Origin of the sequence: Citrobacter sedlakii NBRC 105722 (assembly GCF_000759835.1) — a bacterium.
In the GTDB taxonomy this organism is placed as follows: Bacteria; Pseudomonadota; Gammaproteobacteria; order Enterobacterales; family Enterobacteriaceae; genus Citrobacter_A; species Citrobacter_A sedlakii.
In genome coordinates, this window is the sequence record NZ_BBNB01000015.1 from 131,561 (window position 1) to 142,472 (window position 10,912).

Here is a 10,912-nt window from a genome sequence, read left to right on the forward strand (position 1 = left end):
AGCCCGCTTTTCAGAGCGCATTTTTCGTGTATATTTCCAGCACGCTTGGGCATGAATACACAGGATTGGACAATGATTCGCAAGTATTGGTGGCTGGTTGTTTTTGCGGTCTCCGTTTTTATCTTTGATGCGTTACTGATTCAGTGGATCGAGCTTATCACCACGGAATCCGACAAGTGTCGCAACATGGACTCGGTGAATCCCCTTAAGTTGGTCAACTGTGCCGACCTGCAATAGCGTCACGTTTTTGAATTGGGGAAATGATTATATTTCCCCGTGAATATTGGTTGGTTTTATTAATTGCCTGACATTTCCGTCCGGGCTTAACATGCTTAATACGTTATCCACCAGCGCAGGCGCCTGCTCATAAAGATTATAACTGGCAGGGTTCATTAACCAGTTTTTAAGGATGCCGCTAAAACTGCCGCAAATAATGATTAAGGCCACGTCCAGATCAAGGGTTCCGGGTATCATGCCCTCCGCCATACAGGCCTGTAATGCCTCGCGTAACGCCTGCTGGTTAAAACCTATTTTCTCACGTATTTCCCGCTCAGATATCATGTCATCCTGAAATTCACATTTATGATATAAGATTTGTAATAAAGCCTGCTGTCGTGGAACTTCGGCAATATATTGCAATGCGACGATAAACTTCTCACGCAGTTGTTGTAACGGGTTTTCTGCATTCAGCGCAGTGACTCGTTCCTGAATAAGATCGCGCAAAGGGGGTTGCTGCTGCCACACTTCGTTAAACAACTGCGTCTTGTTGCTGAAGTGCCAGTAGATTGCGCCACGCGTGACCTGGGCGGCGTCGGCAATATCATTGAGCGTGGTGTTGCCTACGCCCCGTGCGGCAAACTGTGTAATGGCCGTTTCAATTAAATGTTGTCGCGTTTTAAGGGCATCAGCCTTGGTTTTTTTTGCCATGGAGTATCACATCAGAGTTGGAGTAATTATTACGCCAGTAAAGCCGTTCTGGAAAAACCGACTGTAACATCTCAGACCCGCGCACACGAAATAAAAGCCTGATTGTGACGCACAAATCATTCAAATAAATAGAGTGCGCGAATGCCAATAGATAAATTATTCACACAAGGAATGTATATTTCAAAATATATTAACTCGCAATAAAGAATGTCTAAATTCGACAGGGCAATACGGTAAGCCAGTGTTCCTTTTTTTTGTTTTTACGTGCCGTTGCGCCAACCTAAAAATAAGTATTACTTACATCGCGACCCAATAATTTGTAGGATAGCAAGCTGTTATTTTTTCGCGCACGTTACCGCCTTACCGTTATCCGGTAAATAACGAGCTATTGGTTTTTAAGGAACAGTAATGACGAAACATGCCAGGTTTTCACTCCTGCCCTCATTCATTATCATCTCTGCTGCGCTGCTGGCCGGTTGTAACGATCAGGGAGAGCAACAAGCGCATGCCAGCGAGCCGCAAGTGACCGTACACGTGGTCAACACCGCGCCATTAGCCGTGACCACAGAATTACCGGGACGCACCACAGCCTTCCGCATTGCCGAGGTTCGCCCGCAGGTTAGCGGTATTGTCCTTAAACGGAATTTCACCGAAGGTAGCGATGTCGAGGCCGGACAGTCGCTTTACCAGATCGATCCGGCAACCTATCAGGCCGACTATGACAGTGCGAAAGGCGAGCTGGCGAAAAGCGAAGCCGCTGCCGCCATCGCCCATTTGACGGTGAAACGCTATGTTCCGCTGGTTGGTACAAAGTACATCAGCCAACAGGAATACGATCAGGCCATTGCCGATGCGCGCCAGGCTGATGCCGCCGTCACAGCCGCAAAAGCCGCGGTGGAAAGCGCGCGTATCAATCTCGCTTATACCAAAGTCACCTCGCCGATAAGCGGACGGATTGGCAAATCAAGCGTCACCGAAGGCGCACTGGTGACTAACGGGCAGGCGACGGAACTGGCAACCGTACAGCAACTCGACCCTATTTACGTCGATGTGACCCAGTCCAGCAACGACTTCATGCGTCTGAAAGAATCTCTCGAACAAGGCAGTCTGCACAAGGATAACGCCAGCAGTAGCGTCGAGCTGGTCATGGAAAATGGCCAAGCGTATCCGCTAAAAGGCGCTTTACAGTTCTCTGATGTCACCGTTGACGAAAGCACCGGCTCAATCACCTTACGCGCCGTGTTCCCTAACCCGCAGCACACATTGCTGCCGGGCATGTTTGTCCGCGCGCGTATCGATGAAGGCGTGCAGCCAAACGCGATCCTCGTACCACAGCAAGGCGTCACACGAACCCCGCGCGGCGATGCCACGGTACTGGTCGTGAACAACGAAAGCAAAGTGGAATCCCGCCCCGTTATCGCTTCGCAGGCAATTGGCGACAAATGGCTGATAAGCGAAGGGTTACAGCCTGGCGATCGGGTGATCGTGAGCGGGTTGCAAAAAGCGCGTCCAGGCACCAAAGTGAAAGCCACGCCGGATACCGAAGCCCCTGCTGCACAAGCGGCGCAATAAGGTAAACGGACATGGCAAACTTTTTTATCAGGCGTCCTATTTTTGCCTGGGTACTGGCCATCATTCTGATGCTGGCGGGCGCCCTGGCCATTATGCAACTGCCCGTTGCGCAGTACCCCACCATCGCTCCACCGGCGGTTTCAATTTCCGCAAACTATCCGGGGGCAGATGCCCAGACGGTACAAGATACCGTGACTCAGGTTATCGAACAGAATATGAACGGTATCGATAACCTGATGTATATGTCCTCCACCAGCGACTCTGCGGGAAGCGTAACCATCACGCTGACTTTCGAGTCGGGTACCGATCCGGATATCGCTCAGGTTCAGGTTCAGAACAAACTGCAGCTGGCGACGCCGCTCCTGCCGCAGGAAGTTCAGCAGCAGGGAATTAGCGTTGAGAAGTCGAGCAGTAGCTTCCTGATGGTTGCAGGCTTTGTTTCCGATAATCCTCAGACCACCCAGGACGATATCTCCGACTATGTCGCCTCAAACGTTAAAGACTCCATCAGCCGTCTGAACGGCGTCGGTGACGTTCAACTGTTTGGCGCGCAGTATGCGATGCGCATCTGGCTGGATGCCAATCTCCTGAACAAATACCAGCTCACGCCGGTAGATGTTATCAACCAGTTGAAAGTGCAGAACGACCAAATCGCGGCCGGTCAGCTTGGCGGGACGCCCGCCCTGCCGGGACAACAGCTTAACGCCTCGATCATTGCGCAGACGCGTCTGAAAGATCCCGAAGAATTCGGCAAAGTCACGCTGCGCGTAAACAGCGACGGCTCCGTCGTGCGGTTGAAAGATGTCGCGCGCATTGAGCTTGGCGGAGAAAACTATAATGTTGTCGCTCGCATTAACGGTAAACCGGCATCCGGTCTGGGGATTAAACTGGCTACCGGCGCCAACGCCCTTGATACTGCCACCGCCATTAAGGCCAAACTGGTCGAGCTACAGCCCTTCTTCCCGGCGGGAATGAAAGTGGTTTACCCGTATGACACCACCCCGTTTGTGAAAATCTCCATTCATGAAGTGGTGAAAACACTTTTCGAAGCAATCGTACTGGTATTCCTGGTGATGTATCTGTTCCTGCAGAACATTCGCGCCACGCTGATCCCGACCATTGCCGTTCCGGTTGTCCTGTTGGGGACGTTTGCGGTACTGGCGGCATTTGGTTACTCGATAAACACCCTGACCATGTTCGGCATGGTGCTCGCCATCGGCCTGTTGGTCGATGACGCGATAGTGGTGGTTGAAAACGTCGAACGCGTGATGATGGAAGATAAGTTGCCCCCACGGGAAGCCACTGAGAAGTCCATGTCGCAGATTCAGGGCGCCCTGGTGGGGATCGCAATGGTGCTCTCCGCCGTGTTCATCCCGATGGCCTTCTTTGGCGGATCGACAGGCGCAATCTACCGCCAGTTCTCCATCACCATTGTGTCGGCAATGGCGCTCTCGGTGCTGGTCGCGTTGATTCTCACGCCTGCGCTCTGCGCGACGTTGCTTAAACCCGTCTCCGCTGAGCATCATGAGAAAAAGAGCGGTTTCTTCGGCTGGTTTAACGCCAAATTCGATCATAGCGTCAACCATTACACCAATAGCGTCAGCGGCATTGTCCACAACACCGGTCGTTACCTGCTAATCTATCTGCTGATTGTTGTCGGGATGGCGCTCCTGTTCGTACGCTTGCCGACATCCTTCTTGCCTGAAGAGGATCAGGGCGTGTTTCTGACCATGATCCAACTTCCTGCCGGGGCAACGCAGGAGCGCACGCAAAAAGTGCTGGATCAAGTGACCCATTATTATCTGGACACCGAGAAAGCCAACGTTGAAAGCGTCTTTACCGTGAACGGCTTTAGCTTCAGCGGTCAGGGACAAAACTCGGGGATGGCCTTTGTGAGCCTCAAGCCCTGGGAGGAGCGTAGCGGCGAAGAAAACAACGTTGAATCGATTATCGCCCGGGCGACTCGCGCTTTCAGCCAGATCCGGGATGGCATGGTTTTCCCTTTCAACATGCCAGCAATTGTCGAGCTGGGTACCGCAACGGGCTTCGACTTTGAGCTTATCGACCAGGCGGGGCTGGGGCATAACGCGTTAACCCAGGCGAGAAACCAGCTTTTAGGAATGGTGGCTCAACATCCTGAAACGTTAGTACGCGTTCGCCCGAATGGGCTGGAAGACACTGCGCAGTTTAAGCTGGACGTCGATCAGGAAAAAGCGCAGGCGCTGGGTGTCTCGCTGTCCGATATCAACGAGACAATCTCTGCGGCGCTGGGCGGCTACTACGTTAATGACTTCATTGACCGTGGTCGTGTGAAGAAAGTCTATGTTCAGGCCGACGCCCAGTTCCGCATGTTGCCGGAGGACATCGATAATCTGTATGTGCGAAGCGCAAATGGAGAGATGGTGCCGTTCTCTACGTTTAGTTCATCACACTGGATTTACGGTTCGCCGCGTCTGGAGCGTTACAACGGCCTGCCTTCAATGGAAATCCTGGGGGAAGCCGCTCCTGGAACCAGTTCCGGTGAGGCGATGGCCTTAATGGAAAGCATGGCTTCCAATCTTCCTGTGGGGATTGGCTATGACTGGACAGGAATGTCGTATCAGGAGCGGCTCTCCGGAGACCAGGCGCCAGCGCTAATCGCCATCTCGTTTGTCGTCGTCTTCCTTTGCCTGGCCGCACTGTATGAAAGCTGGTCGATACCTTTCTCGGTGATGCTGGTTGTGCCGTTAGGTATTGTGGGGGTATTGCTCGCCGCAACGTTATTTGGGCAAAAGAATGACGTTTACTTTATGGTTGGGCTGTTAACCACCATTGGCCTGTCCGCGAAGAACGCGATCCTGATTGTCGAATTCGCGAAAGACTTAATGGATAAAGAAGGCAAAGGCGTTATTGAAGCGACGCTCTCTGCGTCACGTATGCGTTTACGTCCAATTCTCATGACGTCACTGGCCTTTATACTTGGCGTATTGCCGCTTGCGATCAGTAATGGCGCGGGTAGCGGCGCGCAAAATGCGGTCGGGATCGGCGTGATGGGCGGCATGGTTTCAGCAACCCTGCTGGCAATCTTCTTTGTGCCTGTCTTCTTCGTGGTCGTAAGAGGTCGTTTTGGACGAACCCGCCAGTAACTGTGTCAACAAAGGCGTCTCAGGACGCCTTTGTGACATCCTGCCTTGTTCTTACTTTATGAATCGAATCATTATTTTGTTCTGTCCGGCAGGGTGTCATTACGCTTTTACCTGTATCACCATAATTAAGCCGTTTGAAAATGATTTCTGGTATCACCTTTAATTATATTTTTCTCTTCATTGATTTACTTTTCTGTTAGCTCTGTAAATTTCCTACTGTTCATTTACGAAATACTTTTCTATTACTCACCCTGTCGATATTCACGTCCGAAATTAGTATTTCGTTTTAGTGAATATGTTAAAAATATTTTGCTCCAAAATGTGGCTTACGTTTCATTTTCGCACTATTTAAGGGCGCTGCATGTATTTAATCCTGTCTACACTCTGGATATTGCGTCGTGCACGCTGACGCAAAACCTGGCACTCCCTTTGCTTATAAGAGTACGGCCAGGCCACAGACAGGTTTAAAACGTTGCATAACGTTCTCTATAACAATAATTCTCGCCACACAGGATGCATTATGAAAAAGATGATGATCGCCACGCTGGCTGCTGCCGGCGTGCTGCTTACGGTTGCAAATCAGGTACATGCGGGTGAAACCCTGGATGCCGTAAAAAAGAAAGGCTTCGTACAATGTGGGATCAGTGATGGGCTGCCCGGCTTTTCTTACGCCGACGCGGAGGGGAAATTCTCGGGCATTGATGTCGACGTATGTCGCGGTGTCGCTGCTGCTGTGCTCGGCGACGACAGCAAAGTGAAATACACCCCGCTGACGGCCAAAGAGCGCTTCACCGCGTTACAGTCCGGCGAAGTGGATCTTCTCTCGCGGAATACGACCTGGACCTCCTCGCGTGACGCCGGGATGGGCATGTCATTTACCGGCGTAACCTATTACGACGGCATCGGTTTTCTGACACACAACAAAGCGGGTCTGAAAAGCGCGAAAGAACTTGATGGTGCGACTGTTTGTATTCAGGCAGGAACAGACACTGAGCTGAACGTGGCTGACTATTTTAAAGCGAATAAGATGAAGTATACCCCAGTGACCTTTGATCGCTCTGACGAGTCGGCAAAAGCGCTGGAGTCAGGACGTTGTGATACCCTCGCCTCCGACCAGTCTCAGCTTTACGCTCTGCGCATTAAGCTAAGTAACCCAGGCGAATGGATCGTCCTGCCGGAGGTAATCTCCAAAGAGCCGCTTGGCCCTGTTGTCCGTCGCGGCGATGATGAATGGTTTGCTGTTGTACGCTGGACGTTGTTTGCGATGCTTAATGCTGAAGAGATGGGCGTCACGTCAAAAAACGTTGATGAGAAAGCGGCTAACCCCGCAACGCCGGATATGGCGCATCTGTTGGGCAAAGAAGGGGATTACGGTAAAGACCTGAAACTCGATAACAAGTGGGCGTATAACATCATCAAGCAGGTGGGTAATTACGCTGAGATCTTTGAACGTAACGTGGGATCGGAAAGCCCGTTGAAGATCAAACGTGGGCAAAACAATCTCTGGAATAACGGCGGCATCCAGTACGCACCACCCGTACGTTAAGCCGTTGTGCTGTAACGAGCGCCGCACAGGCGGCGCTCAGTCCAGAGTCATGGTTACCGAGGCTTTCTTATGTTCCATCGCCGCTCTCACGCAAAAGGATCGCTCTCCTTTTCTCATCCTGTGGTCCGCGCGTGGCTGTTTCAAATTATCGCCATTCTTGCGGTCGTCGCCGTGGTTATTTACCTTGTTCACAATACGATTAATAACCTGAGCAATCGCGGCATTACTTCAGGTTTTGCGTTTCTTGACCGCAGTGCCGGGTTTGGTATTGTCCAGCACCTGATTGACTATCAACAGGGTGATACTTACGGACGCGTTTTTCTGGTTGGTTTGCTTAACACTTTGTTGGTTTCCGCATTGTGTATTGTGTTTGCTTCCGTTCTCGGCTTTTTTCTCGGGCTGGCACGCCTTTCCGATAACTGGTTACTGCGCAAACTGTCGACGGTGTATATTGAGATCTTCCGCAACGTCCCCCCGCTTTTGCAAATATTTTTCTGGTACTTCGCGGTGTTACGCAATTTGCCCGGCCCGCGGCAAGCTGTCAGCGCGCTGGATGCCGTGTTTCTGAGTAACCGGGGTCTCTATATTCCCTCTCCGCAATTGGGAGAAGGCATACTGCCTTTTACGATCTCAATTGCGCTCGCCGTTGCGATTTCCGTTGGGCTGTTTCGCTTCAATAAAATGCACCAGACAAAAACAGGACAGTTACGTAAAACCTGGCCTACTGCGCTGGGGCTGATTGTCCTGTTGCCACTGCTCGCCCACTGGCTTTTTGGCGCTGCGCTTCATTGGGACATCCCCGAATTGCGGGGCTTTAACTTCCGTGGCGGAATGGTGCTTATCCCCGAACTGGCGGCGTTGACGCTGGCACTGTCGGTTTATACCTCGGCGTTTATTGCGGAAATCATTCGCGCGGGGATTCAGGCGGTACCGTATGGTCAACATGAAGCAGCGCGTTCGCTGGGGCTTCCAAACACGGTCACCCTACGTCAGGTCATTATTCCTCAGGCGCTGCGGGTGATTATCCCGCCATTAACCAGCCAGTACCTCAATATTGTTAAGAATTCCTCGCTGGCCGCCGCGATTGGTTATCCCGATATGGTTTCGCTGTTCGCGGGAACGGTTCTGAATCAGACAGGACAGGCCATTGAAACGATCGCCATCACCATGTCGGTGTATCTGATCATTAGCCTGAGTATCTCACTGCTGATGAATATTTATAACCGCCGCATCGCCCTCGTTGAGCGCTAAGGAAGCATGATGACAAAAGTCCTGCTGTCACATCCCGCGCGTCCAGCCAGTCATGGTCATGGCCGAATCGTGGCCTGGGTGCGTAAAAATCTTTTTTCCAGCGTATTGAATAGTCTACTGACGATCTTATGCCTGTGGCTGATGTGGGAGCTTATTCCTCCCTTTGTAAACTGGGCGTTTTTGCAGGCCAATTGGGTCGGTTCTGCTCGTGCGGACTGCACGCAATCAGGCGCATGCTGGGTGTTCATCCATGAACGCTTCGGCCAGTTTATGTTTGGCCTTTATCCGCACGAGCAACGCTGGCGGATCAAGCTAGCGCTGTTTGTCGGGCTGGTCTCAATTGTTCCGATGTTCTGGAACAGGATGCCCCGGCGCGGACGTTATATTGCTGTCTGGGCAGTCATCTACCCGTTAGTGGTCTGGTGGTTGTTGTATGGCGGTTTGCTTGGGCTGGAGCGGGTTGAAACGCGCCAGTGGGGAGGGCTGACCCTGACCTTAATCATCGCCTCTGTCGGGATCGCTGGGGCGTTACCCTTAGGGATTCTTCTGGCTCTGGGGCGCCGCTCCCATATGCCCGTTGTCCGGATCTTATCTGTTATTTTCATTGAGTTCTGGCGAGGCGTACCGCTGATCACCGTCCTGTTTATGTCATCGGTTATGCTGCCATTGTTCATGGAAGAAGGAACAAGTATCGATAAACTCATTCGGGCGTTGGCAGGGGTGATTCTGTTTCAGTCCGCCTATGTCGCGGAAGTTGTTCGTGGTGGGCTTCAGGCGCTGCCAAAGGGTCAATATGAAGCGGCGGAATCGTTAGCTCTTGGCTACTGGAAAATGCAAGGGCTGGTCATTCTTCCCCAGGCCCTGAAGATGGTTATTCCGGGCCTGGTCAACACCATCATCGCGCTGTTTAAAGATACCAGTCTGGTCATCATCATCGGCCTGTTCGATCTCTTCAGTAGCGTGCAACAAGCCACGGTTGACCCTGCCTGGCTGGGTATGTCCACCGAAGGCTATGTTTTTGCCGCTCTGATTTACTGGATTTTTTGCTTCAGCATGTCGCGCTACAGCCAGTATCTGGAAAAGCGCTTTAACACCGGGCGTACGCCGCACTGAGGATTCTATGAGCCAACTTTTAATGCCATCTGCCGATGCGATGATTACGCTGGAAAACGTTAATAAATGGTACGGGCAGTTCCATGTTTTAAAGGATATTAACCTGAGCGTAAGACAGGGAGAACGCATTGTTTTATGTGGTCCTTCCGGATCGGGGAAATCAACGACGATCCGCTGCATTAATCATCTCGAAGAACATCAACAAGGACGTATCGTTGTGGATGGTATCGAGCTGAATGAGGACATTCGTAATGTCGAACGCGTCAGGCAGGAGGTTGGAATGGTATTCCAGCATTTTAATCTCTTTCCGCATCTCACTGTTCTGCAAAACTGTACGCTGGCTCCCATTTGGGTACGTAAAATGCCGACAAAAGAGGCCGAAGCCCTGGCGATGCACTATCTCGAACGCGTTCGTATAGCGGAGCATGCTCATAAATTCCCGGGCCAGATCTCGGGAGGTCAGCAGCAGCGCGTAGCGATTGCTCGCTCGCTGTGCATGAAACCGAAAATCATGCTGTTTGATGAACCTACTTCAGCGTTGGACCCTGAAATGGTTAAAGAAGTGTTGGATACCATGATTGGCCTGGCACAGTCGGGGATGACAATGCTTTGCGTCACGCATGAGATGGGGTTTGCCAGAACCGTGGCAGACAGAGTGATCTTCATGGACCGGGGAGAGATTGTAGAGCAGGCTCCGCCAGATGAGTTCTTCGCGCATCCGAAATCAGAACGTACGCGAGCGTTCCTGTCGCAGGTCATTCATTAAACGCTTGTTTTGCCCGGTGGCGCCACGCTTACCGGGCCTATAGATTCATAGGGTTCCAAACGCAAAAAGGCCATCCTTTCGGATGGCCTTCTCACTTAATTGATGTCTGGCAGTTCCCTACTCTCGCATGGGGAGACCCCACACTACCATCGGCGCTACGGCGTTTCACTTCTGAGTTCGGCATGGGGTCAGGTGGGACCACCGCGCTACTGCCGCCAGACAAATTCTTTTCTACTGTGCCGAACTTTAACCTAATTAAGTGGTGCTGATACCCAGAGTCGAACTGGGGACCTCACCCTTACCAAGGGTGCGCTCTACCAACTGAGCCATATCAGCACGCTAAATTTGATGCCTGGCAGTTCCCTACTCTCGCATGGGGAGACCCCACACTACCATCGGCGCTACGGCGTTTCACTTCTGAGTTCGGCATGGGGTCAGGTGGGACCACCGCGCTACGGCCGCCAGGCAAATTCTTTGTGCTCTGTACGCAATACTTTATCGCATCAGCGGCGTTGGCTGCGTTCGCCCGCAGCAGTCACATACTTCTGTATGCTCCTGCTGACGTGCATCACTTGCCGCCTTGCTGCTGCGCAAACTATTGCGTACATATTT

8 protein-coding genes, 1 tRNA gene and 2 rRNA genes are annotated in these 10,912 nt (G+C 51.9%); 7 read left to right on the forward strand and 4 right to left on the reverse strand.

Annotated features, from left to right (window positions below; translation table 11 throughout):
• Positions 1-72 precede the first annotated feature (72 nt).
• Positions 73-237, forward strand: a complete 165-nt coding sequence (locus CSE01S_RS19430) for a DUF2556 family protein (protein ID WP_042292024.1) — start codon at positions 73-75, stop codon at positions 235-237.
• Between the two features lie 27 nt (positions 238-264).
• Here the strand turns inward: CSE01S_RS19430 and envR are convergent, their stop codons facing one another.
• A complete protein-coding gene (gene envR / locus CSE01S_RS19435) occupies positions 265-927 on the reverse strand; it encodes an acrEF/envCD operon transcriptional regulator (protein WP_042292027.1) in 663 nt (220 codons plus the stop codon).
• Between the two features lie 408 nt (positions 928-1,335).
• On the opposite strand from envR, the gene CSE01S_RS19440 reads away from it, so the two are divergent.
• The 6 genes from CSE01S_RS19440 to CSE01S_RS19465 all read left to right on the forward strand — a co-directional run bounded on the left by CSE01S_RS19440 (position 1,336) and on the right by CSE01S_RS19465 (position 10,300).
• The gene (locus tag CSE01S_RS19440; protein WP_042292029.1) at positions 1,336-2,499 is read left to right on the forward strand and encodes an efflux RND transporter periplasmic adaptor subunit; all 1,164 of its coding nucleotides are present in this window, start codon (positions 1,336-1,338) and stop codon (positions 2,497-2,499) included.
• An 11-nt stretch (positions 2,500-2,510) separates the two neighbouring features.
• Entirely contained in the window at positions 2,511-5,624 is a 3,114-nt protein-coding gene (locus CSE01S_RS19445) for an efflux RND transporter permease subunit (protein WP_042292031.1), read from the forward strand.
• A 520-nt stretch (positions 5,625-6,144) separates the two neighbouring features.
• A complete protein-coding gene (locus tag CSE01S_RS19450; RefSeq protein WP_042292033.1) occupies positions 6,145-7,170 on the forward strand; it encodes an amino acid ABC transporter substrate-binding protein in 1,026 nt (341 codons plus the stop codon).
• Between the two features lie 69 nt (positions 7,171-7,239).
• Positions 7,240-8,421, forward strand: coding sequence for an amino acid ABC transporter permease (locus CSE01S_RS19455; RefSeq protein ID WP_042292037.1), 1,182 nt, complete (start codon positions 7,240-7,242; stop codon positions 8,419-8,421).
• A 9-nt stretch (positions 8,422-8,430) separates the two neighbouring features.
• On the forward strand, positions 8,431-9,534 hold the full coding sequence (locus CSE01S_RS19460; RefSeq protein WP_042292039.1) for an amino acid ABC transporter permease: 1,104 nt from the start codon (positions 8,431-8,433) through the stop codon (positions 9,532-9,534).
• A gap of 7 nt (positions 9,535-9,541) precedes the next feature.
• Complete coding sequence (locus CSE01S_RS19465; protein ID WP_042292042.1) at positions 9,542-10,300, forward strand: amino acid ABC transporter ATP-binding protein; 759 nt, start codon at positions 9,542-9,544, stop codon at positions 10,298-10,300.
• Positions 10,301-10,404: 104 nt separating this feature from the next.
• Here CSE01S_RS19465 and rrf (CSE01S_RS19470) read toward each other — a convergent pair.
• From rrf (CSE01S_RS19470) to rrf (CSE01S_RS19480), 3 genes are all read right to left on the reverse strand, one after another.
• A 5S ribosomal RNA gene (gene rrf, locus CSE01S_RS19470) occupies positions 10,405-10,520 on the reverse strand.
• Positions 10,521-10,560: 40 nt separating this feature from the next.
• Positions 10,561-10,636, reverse strand: a tRNA-Thr gene (locus CSE01S_RS19475).
• Between the two features lie 14 nt (positions 10,637-10,650).
• Positions 10,651-10,766: ribosomal RNA gene (gene rrf, locus CSE01S_RS19480) — 5S ribosomal RNA — on the reverse strand.
• Positions 10,767-10,912: the final 146 nt, after the last annotated feature.

Coding starts and splice junctions, on each gene's coding strand:
- CSE01S_RS19430 (WP_042292024.1), top strand. CDS start 73: ATGATTCGCAAGTATTGGTGGCTGGTTGTTTTTGCGGTCTCCGTTTTT.
- envR (WP_042292027.1), bottom strand. CDS start 927: ATGGCAAAAAAAACCAAGGCTGATGCCCTTAAAACGCGACAACATTTA.
- CSE01S_RS19440 (WP_042292029.1), top strand. CDS start 1,336: ATGACGAAACATGCCAGGTTTTCACTCCTGCCCTCATTCATTATCATC.
- CSE01S_RS19445 (WP_042292031.1), top strand. CDS start 2,511: ATGGCAAACTTTTTTATCAGGCGTCCTATTTTTGCCTGGGTACTGGCC.
- CSE01S_RS19450 (WP_042292033.1), top strand. CDS start 6,145: ATGAAAAAGATGATGATCGCCACGCTGGCTGCTGCCGGCGTGCTGCTT.
- CSE01S_RS19455 (WP_042292037.1), top strand. CDS start 7,240: ATGTTCCATCGCCGCTCTCACGCAAAAGGATCGCTCTCCTTTTCTCAT.
- CSE01S_RS19460 (WP_042292039.1), top strand. CDS start 8,431: ATGACAAAAGTCCTGCTGTCACATCCCGCGCGTCCAGCCAGTCATGGT.
- CSE01S_RS19465 (WP_042292042.1), top strand. CDS start 9,542: ATGAGCCAACTTTTAATGCCATCTGCCGATGCGATGATTACGCTGGAA.